Annotated in this window: 17 protein-coding genes; 7 read left to right on the plus strand and 10 right to left on the minus strand. The window is 70.2% G+C overall.

Translation table 11 applies throughout. The features are described from left to right. Positions 1-6: 6 nt before the first annotated feature. The 10 genes from ABDW59_RS01230 to ABDW59_RS01275 form a co-directional block, all read right to left on the minus strand. Positions 7-663 carry a response regulator transcription factor gene (locus ABDW59_RS01230; RefSeq protein WP_343627529.1) on the minus strand — a complete coding sequence of 219 codons (657 nt, stop codon included), beginning with the start codon at positions 661-663 and terminating at the stop codon, positions 7-9. Positions 664-773: 110 nt separating this feature from the next. Beyond that, a complete protein-coding gene (locus ABDW59_RS01235; protein ID WP_343627724.1) occupies positions 774-1,334 on the minus strand; it encodes an HNH endonuclease in 561 nt (186 codons plus the stop codon). A gap of 83 nt (positions 1,335-1,417) precedes the next feature. After that, on the minus strand, positions 1,418-2,233 hold the full coding sequence (locus ABDW59_RS01240) for a response regulator transcription factor (RefSeq protein ID WP_343627530.1): 816 nt from the start codon (positions 2,231-2,233) through the stop codon (positions 1,418-1,420). 89 nt (positions 2,234-2,322) lie between these two features. Then, positions 2,323-5,322, minus strand: coding sequence for a response regulator (locus ABDW59_RS01245; protein WP_343627531.1), 3,000 nt, complete (start codon positions 5,320-5,322; stop codon positions 2,323-2,325). After that, positions 5,319-6,395, minus strand: a complete 1,077-nt coding sequence (cheB, locus tag ABDW59_RS01250) for a chemotaxis-specific protein-glutamate methyltransferase CheB (protein ID WP_343627532.1) — start codon at positions 6,393-6,395, stop codon at positions 5,319-5,321. The genes ABDW59_RS01245 and cheB overlap by 4 nt, the downstream gene beginning before the upstream one ends. Then, positions 6,392-8,614 carry a response regulator gene (locus ABDW59_RS01255; RefSeq protein WP_343627533.1) on the minus strand — a complete coding sequence of 741 codons (2,223 nt, stop codon included), beginning with the start codon at positions 8,612-8,614 and terminating at the stop codon, positions 6,392-6,394. Before ABDW59_RS01255 ends, cheB begins: the two co-directional genes overlap by 4 nt. A 52-nt stretch (positions 8,615-8,666) precedes the next feature. Further along, positions 8,667-10,127, minus strand: a complete 1,461-nt coding sequence (locus ABDW59_RS01260; RefSeq protein WP_343627534.1) for a CHASE3 domain-containing protein — start codon at positions 10,125-10,127, stop codon at positions 8,667-8,669. Between the two features lie 14 nt (positions 10,128-10,141). Next, positions 10,142-10,687, minus strand: coding sequence for a chemotaxis protein CheW (locus ABDW59_RS01265; RefSeq protein WP_343627535.1), 546 nt, complete (start codon positions 10,685-10,687; stop codon positions 10,142-10,144). After that, a complete protein-coding gene (locus tag ABDW59_RS01270) occupies positions 10,684-12,192 on the minus strand; it encodes a protein-glutamate O-methyltransferase CheR (RefSeq protein WP_343627536.1) in 1,509 nt (502 codons plus the stop codon). The genes ABDW59_RS01265 and ABDW59_RS01270 overlap by 4 nt, the downstream gene beginning before the upstream one ends. Further along, complete coding sequence (locus ABDW59_RS01275; protein ID WP_343627537.1) at positions 12,189-12,752, minus strand: CheW domain-containing protein; 564 nt, start codon at positions 12,750-12,752, stop codon at positions 12,189-12,191. The genes ABDW59_RS01270 and ABDW59_RS01275 overlap by 4 nt, the downstream gene beginning before the upstream one ends. A 339-nt stretch (positions 12,753-13,091) precedes the next feature. On the opposite strand from ABDW59_RS01275, the gene ABDW59_RS01280 reads away from it, so the two are divergent. The 7 genes from ABDW59_RS01280 (at position 13,092) to ABDW59_RS01310 (ending at position 22,171) form a co-directional block, all read left to right on the plus strand. After that, positions 13,092-13,820 (plus strand): TetR/AcrR family transcriptional regulator, encoded by a 729-nt coding sequence (locus ABDW59_RS01280; protein WP_343627725.1) that lies wholly within the window; start codon positions 13,092-13,094, stop codon positions 13,818-13,820. 49 nt (positions 13,821-13,869) lie between these two features. Further along, positions 13,870-15,660 (plus strand): acyl-CoA dehydrogenase C-terminal domain-containing protein, encoded by a 1,791-nt coding sequence (locus tag ABDW59_RS01285; protein ID WP_343627538.1) that lies wholly within the window; start codon positions 13,870-13,872, stop codon positions 15,658-15,660. A 116-nt stretch (positions 15,661-15,776) separates the two neighbouring features. After that, on the plus strand, positions 15,777-16,232 hold the full coding sequence (locus ABDW59_RS01290) for a DUF2147 domain-containing protein (RefSeq protein ID WP_343627539.1): 456 nt from the start codon (positions 15,777-15,779) through the stop codon (positions 16,230-16,232). 105 nt (positions 16,233-16,337) lie between these two features. Further along, entirely contained in the window at positions 16,338-18,734 is a 2,397-nt protein-coding gene (locus ABDW59_RS01295) for a 3-hydroxyacyl-CoA dehydrogenase/enoyl-CoA hydratase family protein (RefSeq protein WP_343627540.1), read from the plus strand. Between the two features lie 178 nt (positions 18,735-18,912). Further along, on the plus strand, positions 18,913-20,127 hold the full coding sequence (locus ABDW59_RS01300) for an acetyl-CoA C-acyltransferase (RefSeq protein WP_343627541.1): 1,215 nt from the start codon (positions 18,913-18,915) through the stop codon (positions 20,125-20,127). Positions 20,128-20,503: 376 nt separating this feature from the next. Further along, the gene (locus ABDW59_RS01305) at positions 20,504-21,355 is read left to right on the plus strand and encodes an alpha/beta fold hydrolase (RefSeq protein ID WP_343627542.1); all 852 of its coding nucleotides are present in this window, start codon (positions 20,504-20,506) and stop codon (positions 21,353-21,355) included. Between the two features lie 54 nt (positions 21,356-21,409). Beyond that, the gene (locus ABDW59_RS01310; RefSeq protein ID WP_343627544.1) at positions 21,410-22,171 is read left to right on the plus strand and encodes an enoyl-CoA hydratase; all 762 of its coding nucleotides are present in this window, start codon (positions 21,410-21,412) and stop codon (positions 22,169-22,171) included. Positions 22,172-22,226: the final 55 nt, after the last annotated feature.

The raw sequence follows: 22,226 nt of genomic DNA on the forward strand, positions 1-22,226 counted from the left end.
GTCACTCTACACAAGTCGACCGGACCGCACCGGCGGCGAGGCGATCAGGCCCAGCTCGCGCGCGATGCCCGAGGCCTCGGTGCGGGTGGCCGCGCCGAGCTTCTCCAGGATCGCCTTCATGTGCGTCTTCACCGTGCCGGCCGAGATCCGCAGCGTCTGCCCGACCGCCTTGTTGCTCTTGCCCAGCGCGACCTCCGCCAGCACCTCGCGTTCGCGCTCGGTGAGCGCGCTGCGGGTCATGCTCGCGGCGACGCGCTGCGCCGCGCGCTGGCTGAGATACCGCGAGCCCCGCGCCACGAGCCGCACGCCGTTGACCAGCTCCTCGATGTGGCAGCCCAGGTCGGCATAGCCCTCGACACCGGCCTCCAGCGCCGAGCGCACATCGTGCTCGCGGTCGTTGGCGGTGAGCACCAGCACCTTGGCGTCGTCGACGCGGTGCGGCGGGAGCGGCGTCATCGGCCGCGGCGCACGGGGCGAGCGGCGCTGATGGACGAGGCTGAGCGCGCCCTCGTAATCGGCGATGACGACGCGCGGGCCGGCGAGGTCATGCTCGACCAGCTCGATGTCGGCGTGACGGGCGAGCACCGTGGCGAGCCCCACGGCCACCAGCGGATCGGCATGCGCCACCCGCACCTGGATGCGATGGAAAGACGTGTTCATCATGGGGAGCTCCCTCTGTGCGACCCCATCAGACTAGGGCCGGCCGGGCGAGCTCGCCATAACGTCTTGGTATGAGCTTCTCCCCCGTCGGATGGGGGAGGACGAGCTCCGTCCTAGTCCAGATACAGCCGCGACGACCGCGGCACGCTCGCCAGCAGGAACTCCATCTGGTCCGCCAGAATGCGGCGCCCGCGCAGGATCATGTCCTCGTGCAGGCTGGGCACGTAGGGCAGATACAGCAGCGTCATGTTCGCCTCTTCCGGCGTGCGGTTGCCCTTGCGGCCGTTGCAACCGCGGCAGGCGGTGATGCAGTTCATCCAGGTGTCCCGCCCGTGGCGCGACACCGGCTGGATGTGCTCCCGTGTCAGGTGGTCCGCATGGAAGCTGTGTCCGCAGTAGGCGCAGACATGCCGATCCCGGGCGAACAGCTTGAAATTGGACAGCGCCGGGGACTGGCGCCAGGCGCGGCTGGGAATCGCGCCGCGGACGGCGACGATGGGGTGGAGCTCGATGCGGGACTGCAACCCCGTCATGCGCTGATAGCCGCCGCGCAGCGTGTGGCACGGGTCTCCCAGCGTCCACCCGATGGCGTCGCTGGCGTACAGCACCGCTGCTTCCTTCGTCGAGATCCAGGCCTGCGGTCGGCCCGAGATGTCCAGTTGCAGAACGTCCACGGTCATTGACCTCCAGCGGTGGAGGGTATTCCAGTCGTGGGGGCAACTCAAGTGCCCGCCTGCATCCCCCCGGCCCGGAAGGATTAGCCCGGCAGCTTGCCCAGCGCCTGCAGCGTGGCCAGTCCGATCAGCCCGCCCGCCGACAGCGCGTCCTCCGGCAGCCGCGCGCGACCCAGCCGTACATCGGGTGCCAGGACGTCCAGTCGCTCCCGCAGCGGGGGCGCATCGTCCGCATCGACCTGGACGACGCACAGCAGCGCGTCGCCGGCCCCGCCGGCCCCGCCGGCCGCTCTGGTCCATCCGACCAGATCACCCCCTTCGAGTCCCACCGCCAGCTGCGCCGCCAGCGGCGGCATCTCGGAGCGACGCCCGGCGATCACGTGCACGACGACCTCCGAGCCGTCGCGCAGCGCCAGCCGCACCGTCTGGTCCAGCCTCGCATGCAGCGCGTCCGCGTCCAGCGGTTCGGGTCCGGGCAGCTCCGCGCGGCCGGTGAGCTGGCGCAGCATCACGTCCAGCTCTTCGGCCTTGTCGAAGAAGCCATTGGCGCCCGCCGCGAGTACGCCCGCGCGGTAGGCCTCGGTCTGGTGCGAGAGCACGATCACTTGCCCCACGAAGCCCTGCTTGCGCAGCGCCTTGAGCACCGCCAGGCCGGAGCCTCCCTGGGCCAGCGACAGGTCCAGCAGCACCGCCTTGGGCTGCAGCTGCGTGACGATGGTGATCGCGGTGGCTTCGTCAGCCGCCTCGCCGATCACGCGCAGGCCGGGCACCGCGTCCAGGCGCTGCAACAGCTGACGCCGGATGGTCAGCGAGTCCTCGACCAGGACCACGGTCAGCAAACCCCCGTCCGGCGGCGTGGCCGGCGGGGAAGAGGAGGAGGGCGTCTCGTTCGGCTGCATCGGGCTCCCGTGTCGTTTCGATCGCCATCGGCACGTCGTCGCTTCTCAGTGGCGATTCATTGCGCCGCATGGCACTTCAAGTGCGTGCCTCAATCATCCAGCGGATCGAGGTCGCCCCAGCTGGTGCGGCTGATGGCGCGTTTGACCTCGTCCATGAAGTGACCCTGCGGTCCTGGCGAGGGCCGCGCGCCGGAGGGTAGCACCGCCGATGGCGGTGCGCCGACCGGAGAAGCCGCCGCATCCGCCGCCGGCTGCCGCGCGGTCGCGCGCTGCACATGGCGGTTGAGCAGCTCCCGATCGCGCGCGGTCAGCTGCGAAGCGGCGACCACGATCACCGGAATCGCCGCCGTCAGCGGATCGCGCTGCAGCGCCTCGACGACGCCGATGCCGTCGACCTCCGCCATCAGCAGGTCCAGCACGATCAGGTCGGGCACGTGGCGCCGAGCCAGCTCGATGCCCTCCTTGCCGCCGGTCGCGCGCAGCACCGAGAAGCCCGGCTGCGACAGATGCGCGCTGAGCGACTGCAGATCCCCCGGCGCATCGCTGATCGCCAGCACCAGGAACTTGCGCGTCGCCGTCGGCTTGAAGCCCAGCATCTGCAGCTCCTGCGTCAGCGCCTTGCGGCTGACCGGCTTGTGCAGCACCGCCGAGGCGCCCAGCGACAGCGCCACCTCCTGCCCCGCATCGACCGAGACCACGACCACCGGGATGTGCGCCCAGCCCGCCAGGTTCTTGAGCCGCGACAGCAGCTCCCAGCCGTCCAGCCCCGGCAGGTTGACCTCCAGCGTGATCAGGTCGGGACGCAGCCGGTGCGCGAGCTGCAAGGCCTCCTCGGCCGAGCGCACATGCCGCACACGGAAACCCGCGCCCTTGAGCTGCGTCTGGATCAGCGTGGCGGCCTGCTCGTTGTGCTCGATGACCAGGGCGAGCGGACGCTCGCCGGGCTCGTCGGGCAGGATGACGTCGGGGATCACCGGCTCGCGCCAGGGGAGCCAGCAGGTGAAGCAGCTGCCCTTGTCCGGCTCGCTGCTGACCGCCACCGCGCCGTCGTGCAGCTGCACCAGCCGCGCCACCGTCGCCAGGCCCAGGCCCGTTCCCTCGACCTTGTGCGTCAGCGCGTTGCGGATCTGGTTGAAGGGCTGGAACAGCCGCTCCAGCCCGTCCGCGGGAATGCCGATGCCGCTGTCGGTCACGCTGATCTGCACGAACTCGGCGAACTCGCTCTCAGGCAGGTCCGAGCGCCGCCCGATGGGGAAGCCCGGCAGCGATTCGCGCGCCCGGGCCCGCGAGACGCGGCGCGCCTCCAGCCGGATCTGCCCGCCCTTGGGCGTGAACTTGGCGGCGTTGGACAGCAGGTTGTAGATGATCTGCCGCAGCCGGCGCCGGTCGACGCACAGTCGCTGTTGCTGGCCCACGCCGAAGAAGTCCATGCGGATGTTGCCCAGCCGCGCGCGTTCCTGGACGATGGCCAGCGCGTCGCCCAGCAGCTCGTCCAGGTCCACCGGCTCGATGTCCAGGTCGACGCGGCCGGCCTCGATCTTGGCCATGTCCAGCAGGTCGTTGACCAGCGACAGCAGATGCTGGCCCGCGTTGTGGATGTGGTTGCAGAACTCGGATTGCCGATCGCTGACCGGACCGGCGGCGCCGTCCCGCATCAGCTGCGCGAAGCCGATCACCGCGTTCAGCGGCGTGCGCAGCTCATGCGACATGGTCGACAGGAAGGCGGTCTTGGCGCTGCTGGCGCGGCTGAGCTCGGCGTTGAGCTGCTCCAGCGCGTCGTTGCGCTGCTGCAGCACGGCGAGCAGCTCGGCTCGGCTGTCCGCCAGCTCGCGCGCGGCGCGCGCCTCGGCGGCCTCCATCGCGCTGTTGTGCAGCTCGGCATGGCTGCGGCGAGCCTCGTCTTCGAACTGCTTGCGGCGCAGCTGCGCGCGCAGCCGCGCCTTGAGCAGCTCGACCTCGCCGTTGGCCTTGATGACGTAATCGTCGGCGCCGATCTCCAACCCGGCCAGCATGGTCTCGCGGCCGTCGAAGGCGGTCAGCAGCAGCACCGGAATGTCGCGCAGCGCCGGCGCGGCCTTGATGCGGCGACAGGTCTCCAGGCCGCCGATGCCGGGCATCTGCACGTCCAGCAGGACGGCGTCCACGCTCTGCACCGACAGCAGCTCCAGCGCCTGCTCGCCGCTGGACGCCGAGATCACGTCGAAGCCGTCGTCGCGCAGCGTGGCGCCCAGCTCGGCCAGCACATTGGCGCTGTCGTCCACCAGCAGCAGGCGCTTGGGGCCGAGCAGGCTGGCGCCGTGCTCGGGCAGGCTGGCCTTGGCGCTGCGCAGCATCGCGGCGACGCGCGCCAGGATCAGGTCGACATCGTCCTGCTTGCGGGCGAAAGCGTCGGCGCCGGCTTCCAGCGCGCGCAGCTCGGCCTCATAGCCCTCGTCGGCCGTGAGCAGCAGGCAGGGCGTGTGACGCAGCGCCGGGTCCAGCCGCAACGAGCGGATCACCGCCGCCCCGTCCATGCCCGGCATGTGCTGGTCGACGATCACCGCGTTGGGCCGCAGCGCGGCCGATTGGCGCAGGCCGTCCTCGCCGCTGGCCGCCAGCAGGATGCGATAGCCGGCGGGCTCCAAGGCCTCGCGCAGCGCCTCGCGGAAGGTCTCGCTGTCGTCGATCAGCAGCACGCTGGGCGGTTGCGTCAGCGCATCGCCCACGCTGCGCAGCGCATGGCGCTGGCGCACCAGCTCGCGGGCGCGATCCACGACGTAGAGCCGGTCGTAAGGCTTGCCGACGTACTCGTCCGCGCCGTGCGCCAGACCGCGCAGCCGGTCGCCGACCTGCGAGGCGCTGGACAGGATGAGCACCACGCAGTCCTGGCCGCCTGGCGCGGCGCGCAGCTCGCTGAGCCAGCCGGCGCCGTCGCCGTCGGGCAGCTGGTTGTCCAGCAGCACCAGGGCAGGCGTCGCTTGCGCCAGCGCCGCGCGCGCCTGCGCCAGCGTCGCGCATTCGACGCAGTCGAAGCCGGCCTCGTCCAGCGCCTCGCGCAGGTCCATCCGCACCGTCAGGCTGTCCTCGACGATCAAGGTTCTTTCATTCATGAATGGGCTCCTCCCCAGGCCGTACCGCTCAAGCCCATCAAGGCGGGACCAATCTCGTTCAGCGGCAGGATGCGCTCGGCGGCGCCCAACTGGGCGGCCTCGCGCGGCATGCCGTACACCATGGAACTGGCCTCGTCCTGGGCCAGCGTCGCGCCGCCGGCCCGGCGGATCGCCAGCAGCCCGGCCGCGCCATCCCGGCCCATCCCGGTCAGCAACGCGGCGGCGACGCCCGCGCCGATCTCGGCGGCCAGTGATTCGAAGAGCACGTCCACCGACGGACGGCAGGAGTGCCGCGGGGGCGCGTGGCTCAGCTCCAGGCGGCCGGCGCGCAGGATCAGGTGGGCGTCCGGGGGCGCCAGCAAGACCTGACCCGCCAACTCGCGCAGCGGCTCGCCGCCGTGGGCGTAGCGCACCCGATGCGGGGTCTGCGCATCCAGCCATTCGGCGAAGCCGCGGCTGAAGACCGCGTTGATGTGCATCACGATGAGCACCGGCAGCGGTGCCGGCGCGGGCAGCGACTGCAGCACCTTCATCAGCGCGCCGGGGCCGCCGGTGGAGGCGCCCAGCGCGAGCAGCGCGCGGCGTCCCGGCGCGGATCCCCCCGGGAACGGCGCGGACGCCGACGGCAGCGGCCGGCCCGCCATGCGCGCCCGCACATGCGTGATCACGCGGATGCGCGAGACCAGCCGCAGCAGCGTCACGTAACGGCGCTCCCATTCGCCCTCGGGCTGCGTGCCGCTGGGCTTCTCCAGCACCTCGACGGCCCCGGCGGCCAGCGCCTCGTAGGTGCGCAGGAGTTCGCCGCGATTGGTCGACGAGGACACGATCAGGATGGGCGTCGGGCAGTGGGCCATGATGGCCTCGGTCGCGGCCTGGCCGTCCATGCCGGGCAGCATCATGTCCATGGACACGACGTCGGGCCGCAGCTGCTGGCACAGCGCCACCGCGCGCTGGCCGTCGTTGGCCTCGCCCACGATCTCGATGTCGCGCTGCGCGGACAGCACCTCGCGGATGTGCGCCAGCACGGTGATCGAGTCCTCGACCACCAGCACCCGCAGCTTGGCGACGCTCATGAGGACGTCCCCTTGTCGGCGGCGCGCGATGCCGATGTCGATGTCTGCAATGCCGACGACGCCGGGTTCGCACGGGACGTGGTGCCGGGCGCCGCGCCAGAACCGGGCGTCGACGCGTCCTGCGATGCGGAGCGCGCCACCAGCCGCGCGACCTGCGCGAGGAACTCGTTCTGCGCGAACTCGCCCTTGACGATGTAGCCGTCGGCGCCCACGGCCTTGCCGCGCGCCAAGTCCTCGGGCGCGTTGCGCGAGGTCACCAGCACGGCCGGCACGTCGCGCAACGCGGCGTCCTGGCGGATGCGGCTCACGAATTCGAAGCCGTCCATGCCGGGCATCTCGACGTCCACCAGGATCAACGCGTAGCGCTCGCGGTGCGCCGCTTCCAGGCCGTCCTCGGCGCAGGCGGCCATGTGGACGCGGTAGCCGGCGGCTTCGAGGATGCTCTGCTCCAGCATGCGCGTGGTGAGCGAGTCGTCGATGACCAGGATGGTCCCCGTGCGCGGGGCCGGCACGGCGGCGCGCGGCCGGGCGCGGCGCGCGGCGGCGGTCAGGCCTTCCGGCGCCAGCACCGGCACCGGCTGCTGCGCCGCGTCCAGCGCGAGCCCCGCGATCAGCGGCGAGGCCGGCAGCAAGGCCGGCGGCGGCCGCAGCACGACGACGGCGATGCCGTCCAGCGCCTCCACGCCCAACGCCGCCCGCTGACCGCCGGCCCGCAACACCAGCGCCGAGCGGGGCGCCAAGGCCTCCGGCGAAGCGGACCCGGGCCGCAGCACCTCGGTCAGCGGCAGCAGCGGCAGCAGCTCGTCGCGCAGCGCGATCTGCTGGCCGTTGAGCGTGGGCCGTTGCAACACGCACTCGACCGCGTCCAGCGGGATCCAGGCCGTCAGCCCGCCGGATCCCACCTGGATCGCGCGCAGCGCGGCGATCTGCACCGGGACCAGCAGTTCCAGCGTCGTGCCCTCGCCGCGGCGGCTGCGCAGCGTGAGCCGTCCGCCGAGGCGGTCGGCGGTGTCGCGCACCAGGTCCATGCCGACGCCGCGTCCGGCCAGCGCGTCGACGCGGCGCGCGGTGCTCAGGCCGCCGCGCAGCAGGCGTTCGATGAGTCCCTCGTCGTCCAGCATCGCCGCGTCGCCCAGTCCCTTGGCCAAGGCGGTCCGGCGCACGGCGTCCAGGTCCAGGCCGGCGCCGTCGTCCTCGCAGCGGAACAGCACGTCGCGTCCGCGCCGCTCGACGGTCAGCGTGATGCGGCCCTGCGGCGACTTGCCGGCGGCCACGCGCTCGGCCGGCGTCTCGATGCCGTGGGCCAGCGCATTGCGCACCATCTGCACCAGCGCGCCCAGCAGCGCGTTCAGCACCTCGCCTTCGAGCTTGACGTCGCCGCCAAGCCCCTCGAAGCGGGCCTGCTTGTCCTGCGAGCGCGCGGCGTCGCGGGTGGCGCGCTGCAGCGGCGGGAACAGGCTGGAGGTCGGCACCAGCCGCAACTGCTCGGCGCTGTCGCGCAGCGCCACCAGTTCGCGGCCGAGTTGTCGGGTGCCGCGCTCCAGTTGGTCCTCGATGCGGGCCAGCGGGCCGGCGAGCGATTCCTGCGCGCCTTCCAGCGACAGGCGCAGCTCGCGCACCATCGCCGCGGCGCGCTCGAGGGGCACCAGCTCGCCCTGCGTCTGCGCGATGTGGGCAACGATCGCGTCCAGCTCCTCCGGCGACTGCCGGGAGATGTCGGGCAGGGCCGGGATCGGGGCGTCGTCGACGGCGGACTTGTCGGGGCGTGAAGCCGCGTGCTCGGCCGACGGCGCGCGGTTCGCGAAGGTCTCGGTCGCGACGGCCGGAGTCGGTGAGGGCTTTGGGGCAGCCGAAGCTGACGACGTCGACGCGGTCGCTGAGGCCGTGGCGGCCGCCGGCACCGGCGCCGCCGGATCCAGCGCCGTGATCGCATCGCCGGCCGCGTCGATCAGCATCAGCAGCGCATCCAGTCCCGCGCGATCCGGCGTCGTTCCGCTGTCGCGCAGGGGCGTGAGCAGATCCTCGATGCCATGGGCCTGTCCGGCGATCTCGGGCAGGCGCACCACGCTGGCCGCGCCCTTGAGCGTGTGGGCCAGCCGCAGCAGCTTGGCGGGCAGGTCCGGCGCCGGGCCGTGCTCGGCGGCGAGCACGGCCTCGCTCATCTGGCGCAGCAGGTCGCGCGCCTCGACGCGGAAGAAGCGGTAGGGGTCCTTGGCCACGGCGCTGGGCGTCCTGTTCCTGTGGAAGGGCGGGTGAGGGTCGCGCGGCCGGTCAGGCCGGCTGGGCCTGGACCAGACGCAGCAGCTCGCGCGACATCTCCGCCAGCTCGGTGGCCGTCTGCGAGGTCTGGCCGGAGCTGGCCTCGGTCTCGCGCGAGGCCTGCGCGGTGTTGGACAGCGCCACGTTCAGCTGCTCGACCGCGGTGGCCTGCTGCTTGGTGGAAAGCTCGATTTCGCGCGCGGCCTCGGTCGTAGTCACGACCAGGCTGGCGATGCGGCCGAAGGTCGAGGCCACGTCGTCGAACTGGCGGGCGCTGGCGTCGACCGCCTTGGAGCCGGTCTCCGTCGCCATCACCGTGGTGTTCACCGCGCCGCGCACGTCGTCGATCTGCACGCGGATCTCCTTGGTCGAGGCGGTCATGCGGTCGGCCAGCTTGCGGATCTCGTCGGCCACCACGCTGAAGCGGCGACCCGCGTCGCCCGCGACGGTGGCCTCGATGGTCGCGTTGATGGCCAGGATGTTGGTCTGCTCGGCCAGCTCGCCCACCAAGTCCAGCACCACGCCGATCTGCTGCGACTTGCGGCCCAGGTCCAGCATGTGGTCCACGACCAGATCGATCTGCCGCCGCATCGCGGCGATGGTCTCGCGCGCCGCCTGCAGCGTGCCGTCGCCGCCGCGCGCGAAGCCGTCCGTCTGCTCGGCGATGGCGACCACCCGCTGCGCGCTGTCGGCGATCTGGCGCGAGGTCGCGAGCAGCTCGGAAATGGTGGTGGAGATCTCGGTCATCGAGGTTGCCGTCTCGCGCGCGCCGGCCGCCTGCTGATTGGCCGCGGCCTGCAGCTCCGCCGAGGAACGCTGCACATGGCGCACCGCCGACCCCACCTGACCGCTGAGCGCGCGGCTGAGCGTGATCGCCGCGATCAGCACCAGCACCGCGCCCGCGACCGTGCCCCAGACGATGGCCTGGCGCACGCCGGCGGCGGCTTGCTCGACCTCGGCGGCGCGCTGCCTGAGCAGGTCCTCTTCCTCGTTCTCCATCTGGCCGATGACCACGCGCAGCTCGTCCATGCGGCGCTTGCCATCGCCCAAGCGCACCAGACGCATCGCGGCTTCCTCGCCGTTGCCCTTGCGCGTGTCGACGCGGTCCTTGTGCAGCGCCAGCAGGCCGTCAATCATCTGCGAGGCTTGGTTGAGCCGCGCCTGCTGCGACGGGTTGTCGCGGATCAGGGTCTTGAGCTCGCCCAGCATCCGTGGCAGGTCGACCGAGGCTTGGCGATAGGGCTCCAGATAGGTGTCGTCGCCGGTGAGCAGATAGCCGCGCTGACCGGTCTCGGCGTCCTTCATGGCGCTCAGCAGGCCGGTGATGTGGTTCAGCGCCGAGTGGGTGTGGGCGACCTGGTAGCTGGTCTGCGTGAGCACGTCCACGCCGCGATAGGACAGCACTCCGATCAGCAGCAGCAGCGCGAAGGACAGGGCGAAGCCCACCGTCAACTTTCTTCCGAAGGTCCACATGAGCGTTCTCCCTGTCATGAGCCGATCGGGTCGGCGGTCCTTGTCGTGTCGGTCTCTGTGGCGGCCGCGAGCCGCCCGGTGACGGTGGCGACCACCTCGTGCAGCGCCAGCAGCGGACGCAGCGCGCCGCCGCAGCGCACCGCCCAGCCGGCGCCGGCCGCGTCGCTCTGCTGCAGGCGCTCGCTGGCGGCGATGCGCCACTGGCCGTCGAAGCCCTCGAAGGCCAGCGCCAGCGGCGCGGCGCGCACCACGGCCCACCAGTGGGTGGCCGGCGCGCTGCCGCGACCGATCAAGGTCTGCAGGTCGTAGAGTGGCAACACCTGACCCTGATGGCCGATGAGCCCCAGCAGACCGGGCGCGGTGGCGGGGTAGGGGGCGGGCGGCATCGCGGGCATGAGTCCGGCCAGATCGGCCAAGTCCAGGGCAAACGCGGCCCCGGCAATCCGTATGCCCAGGACGTCGAAGGACGCCTCGTCGGTGCGGCTGCGCAGCGGCTCGGCGAAGCCGCGGTCGAAGCTGTCGCGCCAATCGGCGAGCTGGCGGCGGATCTCGTCGCTCATGCGTGGGCCTCCCGGATCTCGTCGCGACACAGACGCCGCAGGTCGTCTCGCTCGAAGCCGCCGCCGAAGCGGCGCAGCCGCGTGGCGCTCTCGCCGTCGAGCAGCTCCAGCGCGCGGCGCAGCTCGCGCCGCGCCGCGACGATCTCGCCGCGACGCCGGGCCAGCAGTCCCAGCCGCAGATGCGGCATCGCGAAGCCGGCATCCTTGGCCGCGGCGCGCTGGTGGTGCCATTCGGCGGAGGGCAGCTCGCCGCGCTCCTCCATCGCCAGCGCTTGCAGGTAGAGCGCCTCGGCCAGCAGCGCGGGCGGCGTGCCGGGCGTGCTCAGCCGCGCGCAGGCGCGCAGCCCGTCGTCGAGCTGGCCCGCCTCGATCAGGCGCAGGGCCTCGTCGAGCAAGGCCTGCTCAGCGTCGCGGTCGGCGGTGTCGTCGGGGGCCTCGCCGGCCGGACGGGCTTGGCCGGGCGAGGCCGCGACGGTCGACCAGGGATAGGGCCAGGAGGGCGGGATGCAGTGATCCAGGCCGATGCCGGCGTCCCCAGAACCGGCGCCCGCACCTCGCATCAGCCGCTCATGCGGCGCGGTCCGCGCGGGAGGCGTCGCGGGGGCGGTCTCGCGTTGATAGAAGAAGCAGCCCTGCGCATGCCGCAGCGTGAGCGCATCGGTATGGCCGCGCAGCGTCTCGGCGTGGCCGACGAAGAGCACGCCCCCCGGCGCCAGCGCGCCGGTCAGGTTGCGGATGGCCTGGCGCAGGGCGGCCGGCTCCAGGTACATGAGCACATTGCGGCAAAAGATGACGTCGAAACGTTCCGGCGCCCAGAAGACCGCGTCGGGCAGGCCGAGGTGGCGCTGCTCGAAGCGCACGCGCTCGCGAATGGACGGGAGGGGCGACCAGAGCCGGGGCCGGTCGCGCTCCGGGGCCGCGCCGGACGCCGTGTCGGAGTCGGGCTCGGCCCGACGGAACCAGGGCTCACGCAGCTCGGGCGGCGTGGCGCGCAAGCTCCATTCGCCGTAGCGGGCGGACATGGCGCGCGCGATCGCGGCCGGGTTCAGGTCGATGGCCAGGATGTCCCAGTCCACGCCCTGCATCTGCATGCCGGCGCGCTGCATCGTGATCGCCAGGGTGTAGGCCTCCTCGCCCGAGGCGCAGCCCGCCGAGAGCACGCGCAACGCCCTTGGCGCCGAACCGCTCAGCGCGGCGTCGGCCAGCGCGCGGCGGGTCATGCGCGGCAGCATGTCGTAGCGCAGGGCGTCGAGCTGCTCCGGATGGCGGAAGAAGAAGGTCTCGCCGACGGTGAGCTCGGCGGCCAGCGCGTCCAAGCGGTCGCGCGAGGGCGCGAGCTCCATCTGCGCGAGGAAGCGCTCCGGGCCCGCCGCTCCGGCCACGCGGGCGAGCGCCGCGGCCAGCCAGTCGTCCTGACGGTCGTCGAACTGCAGGCCCAGCCGTGCCGCGAGCAGCGCGCGCAGGCGCGGCAGCAGCGCCGGATCGGCGGGCACGGGGCGGCTCACGAGGCGGCTCCGGCCATCGGGGACGCGTCGGGATCGGGGAGGGTCATGAGAGTGCTGCCGGACGCGGGGTCGAGCGCGGCGTCGGGCGAGGGCTCGCGTCCAGGCGGGTCCGCAGGCAGCGTCGCGAGCCAGTCCTTGGGCAGCAGGCGGGCGTGGTCCAGCAGGGCGACGAGCTCGTCGTCGCGCTCGGCCAGCGCCGCGACGGCGGCATGAGCCCGGTCCTGGAGCAGCGGGGGCAGGGTGGAGACGGCGCCCTCGGCCAGTGCGTGCAGGCCCAGCACCTCGGCGACGGCGAGCGCGACGCGCCGGCCGCCGGCGCGCACGACGACATAGCGACCGACGGGCGCGGCGTCCATGCCCAGCAGCCCGGCCAGGTCGACCACCGGCACCCAGTCGCCGCGGATGCGCGCCAGGCCCTGGACGTGCACGACCTCCGCCGTCAGCGGACGCAGCGGTTGTGGGCGCAGCGTCTCCTCCACGGCGTCCAGCGGCAGGCCGCACAGGCGGGACTGCACCCGGCACACCAGAACCCGAACGACGCCATTCGATGGCTTGTGCATTCTTCAGGCTCCCTGTTTGCACCAGTCTATGCCGGCGCCCTCCGCCCCCTGACGTCGAAGGTCACTGGACCGGCTCGACGCACGCGGGGCACATGGCCTGCCAGGGTCGCCGAGAAGGGGCGATTCGCGCGTTCGGGTTAACCCTCGAAGTGGCGCGACCGAGCTGTCATTGGGCGCGTCGGGTCAATCCCTTGGATCCACCGCCCAAAGCAGCGGACCTGCTTTTTTAGGTCATCACCACTAAAAAACAGTGGTCAAGGATTGCACTTCCGGGCTGGACTTCTGCAAAATAGAACGACCGTTCGTTTTATTATTCCGGGCATCGTGTCCAGCACCGCCATCACCGCCAACAAGCCAGCCCCCGCGTCCGCGGCCGCCCGTCGTGGCACGCGCTCGCTGCAGAAGGGCCAGCAGACCCGCGCCGCCATCCTGGATGCCGCGCTGGGCTTGGCCTCGCACATGGGGCTGGAAGGCCTGTCCATCGGCGCGCTCGCCGATGTGACGAAGATGAGCAAGTCTGGCGTGTTCGCGCATTTCGGCTCGCGCGAGGAACTGCAGATCGCGGTCGTGCGGGAGTATCACGCCAAGTTCGAAGAGGAAGTCTTCTACAGCGCGATCCGTCAGCCTCGCGGCCTGCCGCGCCTGCGCGCGCTGTTCGAGCGCTGGGTGCACCGGACCTCGGTCGAAGTGGATTCGGGCTGCATCTACATCAGCGGCGCGGTCGAGTTCGACGACCGGCCCGGCCCGGTGCGCGATGCGCTGGTCGGCATGGTGCGCGACTGGCACGCGGCGATCCGCAAGGCCATCCTTCTGGCGCAGGAGGTCGGCCATTTGGCGCCGGACGCGGATCCGGACCAGGTGCTCTTCGAGATGCACGGGCTGATCCTGTCGCTGCATCACGACGCGCGCTTCCTGCGCAGCCCCGGCGCGCTGGCCCGCGCCCGTACGGGGCTGGAACGCATCCTCGACAGCTTCGCCACGCCGGCCGGCCGCAAGGCCGACGCCCAGGCGCGGCAACCCCAACCCGCCGCCTCCGTGGCGGCCCCCGCCGGGCGCAAGCGCGCCTGAGCGGGGTCAGGTCTTTCCCTCTCACTAGAACCACCCTCAGGAGTTCCTCATGCCTCAGTACAACCCGCCCCTGCGCGACATGAAGTTCGTGCTGCACGAGCTGCTGCACGCGGTCGACGAGCTGAAGCTGTTGCCCCCGCATGCCGAGGTCGATGAGGACACCATCAACGCGGTCCTGGAAGAGGGCGGCAAGTTCGCCTCCGAAGTCCTGACCCCGATCAACCTGTCGGGCGACCAGGAAGGCTGCGTGCTGGACAAGACCACGCACGAGGTCAAGGCGCCCAAGGGCTTCAAGGAAGCCTATGCCCAGTACGTCGAAGGCGGATGGCCCGCGCTGTCCTGCGACCCCGAGTACGGCGGCCAGGGCCTGCCGGTGCTGGTCAACCAGTTCATGTACGAGATGATGAACTCGGCCAACCAGGCCTGGACCATGTACCCCGGCCTGAGCCACGGCGCCTACGAGGCGCTGCATGCGCACGGCACGCCGGAGCAGAAGGCCACCTACCTGCCCAAGCTGACCTCGGGCGTGTGGACCGGCACGATGTGCCTGACCGAGCCGCATTGCGGCACCGACCTGGGCCTGCTGCGCTCCAAGGCCGAGCCCGTGGGCGACGGCAGCTACAAGATCACCGGCCAGAAGATCTTCATCTCCGCCGGCGAGCACGACCTGGCCGAGAACATCATCCACCTGGTGCTGGCGCGTCTGCCGGATGCGCCGGCCGGCTCCAAGGGCATCTCGCTGTTCGTGGTACCCAAGTTCAAGGTGAACGCCGACGGCTCGCTGGGCGAGCGCAACCCGGTCTACTGCGGCGGCCTGGAACACAAGATGGGCATTCATGGGAACGCCACCGCGCAGATCGTGCTCGATGGCGCGGTGGGCACGCTGGTCGGCCAGCCCCACAAGGGTCTGCAGGCGATGTTCGTGATGATGAACGCCGCCCGTCTGGGCGTGGGCAACCAGTCGCTGGGCCTGACCGAAGTCGCATACCAAAACGCCGTCGTCTACGCCAAGGACCGCATCCAGATGCGCGCTCTGTCGGGCCCGAAGGCGCCGGACAAGCCGGCCGATCCCATCATCGTCCACCCCGACGTGCGCAAGATGCTGCTGACGGCGCGCGCTTACGCCGAAGGCGGCCGCGCGCTGTCGGCCTACACCGCGCTGCAGCTGGACAAGGCGCTGAGCAGCGACGACGCCGACGAGCGCAAGGCCTGCGAGGACGAGGTCGCCCTGCTGACCCCCATCATCAAGGCCTTCATTTCGGACAACGCCTGGATCGCGACCTCGCACTGCATGCAGGTCTACGGCGGCCACGGCTACATCCACGAGTGGGGCATGGAGCAGTTCGTCCGCGACTCCCGCATCAACATGACCTACGAAGGCACGAACACCGTGCAGTCGCTGGACCTGCTGGGCCGCAAGATCCTGAGCAACAACGGCGCGACGCTGAAGAAGTTCGGCAAGAAGATCGCCGAGTTCGTCGAGGAAGAGGGCACCAGCGAAGCGATGCAGGAGTTCATCAACCCGCTGGCCGACATCGGCGACAAGGTCACCAAGCTGACCACCGAAATCGGCATGAAGGCCTTCCAGAACCCCGATGAAGTCGGCGCCGCCGCGGTGGACTACCTGCGCGTCGTGGGTCACCTGTGCTTCGCCTACATGTGGGCGCGCATGGCCAAGCTGGCGCTGGAGAAGAAGGATTCGGGCGATCCCTTCTACACCGCCAAGCTGGCGACCGCGCGCTTCTACTTCGCCAAGCTGCTGCCCGAGACGGCCAGCCTGATCCGCACCGCGCGTGCCGGTCTGAACCCGCTGATGGAAATGGACGAGGCGCTGTTCTAAAAAGACAGCGTCGCGGGCGCCCCCTCGAGCGGGGCGCCCGCGTCCCCCCCGCCGCAGCACCGATGCGGCCTCACGCCGGGCCCACGGCAGTCCACAAGAAATCGGAGAGAGACACGATGAAACCGCTGTTCGCCACCGCCGTCGCCCTGGGCCTCGGTCTGTCCGCCAACCTGGCGCTGGCCCAATCGGCCACCTCGCCGGTGGGCGTCTGGAAGACGATCGACGACGACACCAAGCAGGAGCGCTCCACCGTCCGCATCAGCGAGGTGGGCGGCGTGCTGATGGGCAAGATCGAGAAGATCACCGATCCGACCAAGCAGACCGCCAAGTGCGACGAGTGCGAGGACGATCGCAAGGGTCAGCCCATCATCGGCATGACCATCATCCGCAACGTCAAGAAGAACAGCGGCGACGCCGAGCTGTGGGACGGCGGGGACATCCTCGACCCGAGCAACGGCAAGGTCTATCGTGTGCGCCTGAAGCCGGTGGACGGCGGCAAGAAGCTGGAAGTGCGCGGTTTCATCGGCATGCCATTGCTGGGCCGTACACAGACCTGGATCCGCGTCGAGTGATCACCGAACCGGCGGCCCGCGCGGCCGCCATCCCCGGCCGCCGCCACGGCGACGCCCGGGCCACCCAAGAGTTCTTACATCCCTCGTGATGTCATTGGAGAAACCATGAGTCGATTCCAAGTTCGCAAGGTCGCCGTGCTCGGCGCCGGCGTGATGGGCGCGCAGATCGCCGCCCATCTGGTCAACGTGAAGGTGCCGGTCGTGCTGTTCGACCTGCCCGCGAAAGAGGGCCCGAAGAACGGCATCGTCAGCAAGGCCGTCGACGGCCTGAAGAAGCTCAAGCCGGCGCCGCTGGGCGTGGCCGAGAACGCCGCGCTGATCCAGCAGGCCAACTACGAGGAGCACCTGGAGCTGCTCAAGGATTGCGACCTGATCATCGAGGCCATCGCCGAGCGCATGGACTGGAAGCTGGATCTGTACACCAAGATCGCTCCGTTCGTCGCGCCGCACGCCATCGTCGCGTCCAACACCTCCGGCCTGTCGATCACCAAGCTGTCGGAAGTGCTGCCGGAGTCGATCAAGCCGCGCTTCTGCGGCATCCACTTCTTCAACCCGCCCCGGTACATGTACCTGGTCGAGCTGATCAACACCCCGACCACGAATCCTGAAGTCATCGACCAGCTCGAGAGCTTCGTGACCACGGCCGTGGGCAAGGGCGTCGTGCGCGCCAACGACACGCCCAACTTCGTCGCCAACCGCGTCGGCATCGCCGGCATGATGGCCACGATGATCGAGGCCGAGAAGTTCGGCCTGTCCGTGGACGTCGTCGACGACCTGACCGGCAAGAAGCTGGGTCGCGCCTCGTCGGGCACCTTCCGCACCGCGGACGTGGTGGGCCTGGACACGATGGCCCACGTCGTCAAGACCATGCAGGACAACCTGAAGGACGACCCCTTCTATTCGACCTACGCCACGCCCAAGGTGCTGGCCGGTCTGATCGAGAAGGGCGCGCTGGGCCAGAAGGCCGGCGCGGGCTTCTACAAGAAGGTCGGCAAGGACATCCAGCGCCTGGACTTCGCCACCGGTGAATACGTCGCCGGCGGCGGCAAGGCCGAGGAGATCGTCGCGCGCATGCTGAAGAAGCAGCCCGCCGACCGCATCAAGCTGCTGCGCGAATCGACCAACCCGCAGGCGCAGTTCCTGTGGTCCATCCTGCGCGACTCCTTCCAGTACGTCGCCGTCCATCTGGACACTGTCGCCGACACCGCGCGCGAGATCGACTTCGCGATGCGCTGGGGCTTCGGCTCGCAGCAAGGTCCGTTCGAGCTGTGGCAAGCCGCCGGCTGGAAGCAGGTCGCCGAATGGGTCAAGGCCGACATCGACGCCGGCAAGACGCTGTCGAGCGCGCCGCTGCCCGCCTGGGTCTTCGAAGGCCCGGTCGCCGAGAACGGCGGCGTGCATTCGAGGGACGGCTCCTGGAGCGCCAAGGAAGGCAAGTTCAAGCCGCGCGCCAAGCTGCCGGTCTATGAGCGCCAGGCCTTCCCCGAGTCGCTGGTCGGCGAGGGCGCGGTCGAGCCGCTGAAGGCCGGCACCGAGGAGTTCAAGAACGACGAGGTCCGTGTCTGGTCGCTGGACGGCGAGGTGCTGATCGCCTCGATCAACTGCAAGCTGCACCTGATCAGCCCGACGGTCACCGAGGGCCTGCTCAAGGCCGTGGAGATCGCCGAGGCCAAGTACAAGGGCCTGGTGATCTGGTCGCCGGACGACGTGTTCTCCGCCGGCGCCAACCTGGAAGCGCTGATGCCGGTCTTCATGACCAAGGGCGCCAAGGGCATCGCCCCGGAAGAGAAGAAGCTGCAGGACATGATGCTGCGCGTGCGCTACGCCAACGTGCCGGTCGTCGCCGCGATGCGCGGGCTGGCGCTGGGCGGTGGCTGCGAGCTGGCGGTGCATTGCGCCCGCCGTGTCGCGCACATGGAGTCGTATGTCGGTCTGGTCGAAGTCGGCGTGGGCCTGATCCCGGGCGGCGGCGGTCTGACCTACATCGCGCGTCGCGCGGCGGAAATGGCCGCGGCGGGCAACGCCAACGCGGACATCTTCGCCTTCCTCAAGGACGGCTTCACCAACGCCGCGATGGCCAAGGTGGCGACCTCCGCGCTGGAAGCGCAGAAGCTGGGCTACCTGCTGGACAGCGACATCATCGTCCCCAACAAGGACGAGCTGCTGTTCGTCGCCACGGCGCAGGCCAAGGCGATGGCGGACTCGGGCTACCGCGCGCCGCTGCGCGCCAAATTCCCGGTGGCGGGTCGCTCGGGCATCGCCACGGTGAAGTCCTCGCTGGCCAACATGCGCGACGGCGGCTTCATCAGCGCGCACGACTTCCATCTGGCCTCGCTGATCGCGGACGTGGTCTGCGGCGGTGAAGTCGAAGCCGGCTCGCTGGTGACCGAGGAATACCTGATGTCGCTGGAGCGCAAGCACTTCTGCTCGCTGCTGGAGCATCCGAAGACCCAGGAGCGAATCATGGGCATGCTGCAGACCGGCAAGCCGGTCCGCAACTGATAGCGAGGGCTACTGCGCGAACGCCATGCGTCGTTGGTCGAATGCTCGGAATCCTCACGTACAGGAAGTACGTTCCGCTTCCTGCGCTTCGCCCGCCTAGCCTGGCGTCCGCTCGCTACGCCCCGAGAGACCGCTTCACCGAATTCAAGATACCCGCTGATCGTTGAAAGGATCAGAAATGAGCAAGCAAGTTCAAGACGCCTACATCTGCGCCGCCACCCGTCTGCCGATCGGCAAGTCGGGCCGGGGCTACTTCAAGAACACCCGCCCGGACGAGATGCTGTCCCGCGTGATCCAGGCCGCGATGGCCCAGGTCCCGGGTCTGGATCCGTCGGTCATCGAGGACGCGATCATCGGCTGCTCCTTCCCGGAAGGCGAGCAGGGCATGAACATCGCCCGCGTGGCGGCGGTCCTGTCGGGCCTGCCGAACACGGTCGGCGGCGTGACGGTGAACCGCTACTGCGCCTCGGGCATCACCGCCCTGGCGATGGCGGCGGACCGCATCCGCGTGGGTGAATCCGAAGTGATGATCGCCGGCGGCGTGGAATCGATGTCGATGGTGCCGATGGGCGGCAACAAGCCCTCCTTCCCGCCCGCGATCTTCGAGCGCGACGAGAACATCGGCCTGGCCTACGGCATGGGTCTGACGGCAGAGAAGGTCGCCGACAAGTGGAAGGTCTCGCGTCAGGCGCAGGACGAGTTCGCGCTCGAATCGCACCGCCGCGCGCTGGCCGCGATCGAAGGCGGCTTCTTCAAGGACGAGATCACCCCGTTCGAGCTGAAGGACCGTCAGCCGGACCTGAACGGTGACGGCGTGATCGTCAAGACGCGCACGGTCGACATCGACGAAGGTCCGCGCAAGGACACGTCGATGGAGGGGCTGGCGAAGTTGAAGCCGGTGTTCGCCGCCAAGGGCAGCGTCACGGCGGGCAACAGCTCGCAGACTTCGGACGGCGCGGGCGCGCTGATCGTCGCGTCGGAAGCCGCGGTGAAGCGCTTCGGCCTGACGCCGCTGGCGCGTTTCGTGTCCTTCGCGGTGCGCGGCGTGCCGCCGGAAATCATGGGCATCGGTCCGATCGAGGCGATCCCGGCCGCGCTGCGTCTGGCCGGCATCAAGGCTGAGCAACTGGACTGGGTCGAGCTGAACGAGGCGTTTGCGGCGCAGTCGCTGGCGGTGCTGAACGACCTGGACAGCAAGGGCATCGTGCTGGATCGCTCGAAGGTGAACCCGAATGGCGGCGCGATCGCCCTGGGCCACCCGCTGGGCGCGACGGGCGCGATCCGCGCGGCGTCGGTGATTCATGGGCTGCGTCGTACCGGCGGCAAGTACGGCATGGTCACCATGTGCGTCGGCGCCGGGCAGGGCGCAGCGGGCATCATCGAGCGGCTGTAAACACAGCGACGGGCTTCGAGCGCGAAGACCCTCTCCCCCGCCCTCTCCCGCAAGCGGGAGAGGGGGCAGGACCTGGGCTCTCCCGCAAGCGGGAGAGGGAGCAAGACCTAGGCTCTCCCGCAAGCGGGAGAGGGGCAGGACCGGGGTGCTCGCGACGAGGCCAATCGCGCTCTTGCTCCCTCGCTCTCGCGCGGACGTGGGCAGGCCTCAACCCCTCGCTCTCGCGCGGACGTGGGCAGGCCTCAACCCCTCGCTCTCGCGCGGACGTGGGCAGGCCTCAACCCCTCGCCCTCGCGCGGACGTGGGCAGGTCTCGACTCCCTCGCCCGCTTGCGGGAGAGGGCAGGGGAGAGGGTCTTCGGGCTCTGGAGATCAAGATGATCAGTTTCCAAACGGACGACGGCTTCCCTCTCCAAGGTCACCTCTACGGTGACCCTGCCACCGCCAAGGCCGGCCTGCTGATCGCTCCGGCGATGGGTGTCGAGCAGCGCTACTACGCGGCCTTCGCCCGCTGGATGGCGTCGCAGGGCTGGCTGGTGCTCAGCTTCGACTACCGCGGCATGGGCGCCTCCCGTCCCGAGAGCATGAAGCGCTCGCTGCGCGGTCTCGACGCCGACATCCGCACCTGGGCCGAGCACGACGCCGCCGCGGCGCTCGCTCATCTGGACAAGCTGCTGAACGACGACCGCGAAATCCACTGGCTGGGCCACAGCCTGGGCGGTCAGATTCTGGGCATGCTGCCCAACCGCTCGCGCGTCTCCCGCGTCGTGACCGTGGGCTGCGGCAGCGGCTACTGGCGCGAGAACTCGCTGGGTCTGCGCCGCTACGTCTGGTGGCTCTGGTACGTGATCGTCCCACTGGCGCTGCCGGTCTTCGGCTACTTCCCTGGCCGCAAGCTGCGCAAGGTCGGCGACCTGCCGCGCGGCGTGATGGCGCAATGGCGACGCTGGTGTCTCGATCGCGAGTACATGATGGGCGAGGGCGGCGAAGCCCTGAAGCGCCAGTACGCGGCGCTGCGGGTGCCGATGCTGTCCCTGGCCTTCACCGACGACGAGTTCATGTCGCGTCGCAACACCGAGTCGCTGCACGGCTTCTATGCCGGCGCGCGGCCGGAGCTGCGCCGCATCGCGCCCAAGGACGTCGGCGAGCGCCGCATCGGCCATTTCGGATTCTTCCGCGACCGTTTCGAGCGCAGCCTGTGGCCGCAGGTGAGCGCGTGGCTGGCATGATCGCGGCCATCCGACCGTGACCCTCACGGTCACCCCACACGAGGAGACTGCTCCATGAGCATCAAGACCGCCATCGTCAACGGCGTGCAGACCATCGAGATCGCACGTCCCGAGAAGAAGAACGCGCTGACCCGCGCGATGTACCAGGAGATGGCCGACGCGCTGGTGGCCGCGAATGCGGACAACGCCGTGCGCGCGGTGCTGATCCAGGGCCAGCCGGGGATCTTCACCTCCGGCAACGACATCGAGGATTTCATGGGCAGCCCGCCGCGCGACGAGAACGCGCCGGTGTTCCAGTTCATGCGCGCGATGATCAACTGCGACAAGCCCATCGTGGCGGCTGTCAACGGCGCGGCCATCGGCATCGGCACCACGTTGCTGCTGCACTGCGACTTCGTCTACGTGGCCGACGACGCGCGCCTGGCCATGCCTTTCGTGAGCCTGGGTCTGGTGCCGGAATTCGGCTCCAGCCTGCTGGTGCCGCGCCTGATGGGCCCGCGCCGCGCGGCCGAGAAGATCCTGCTGGGCGACCCCTTCACCGGCGAGCAGGCGGTGGAATGCGGCATCGCCAACGCGGTGCTGCCGGCGGGCGAAGTGGTGGCGCAGGCGCGCCGCACGGCCGAGCGCTTCAACAAGCTGGCGCCCAGCGCCGTGCGCGAGAGCAAGCAGCTGATGCGCCGCTCGACCAAAGACCAACTGCTGGACACCATCCAGGCCGAGGCCGAGATCTTCAGCGCGCGACTGCGCAGCCCGGAAGCGATGGAAGCCTTCCAGGCCTTCTTCCAGAAGCGCCAGCCGGACTTCTCGAAGTTCTGAGGGTCGACGGACACGCGAGTCGCGAGCGAGTCGCGACGTGATCGCGAATGAGGAG

It is taken from the genome of Roseateles sp. (assembly GCF_039595295.1).
GTDB lineage: Bacteria > Pseudomonadota > Gammaproteobacteria > Burkholderiales > Burkholderiaceae_C > Roseateles.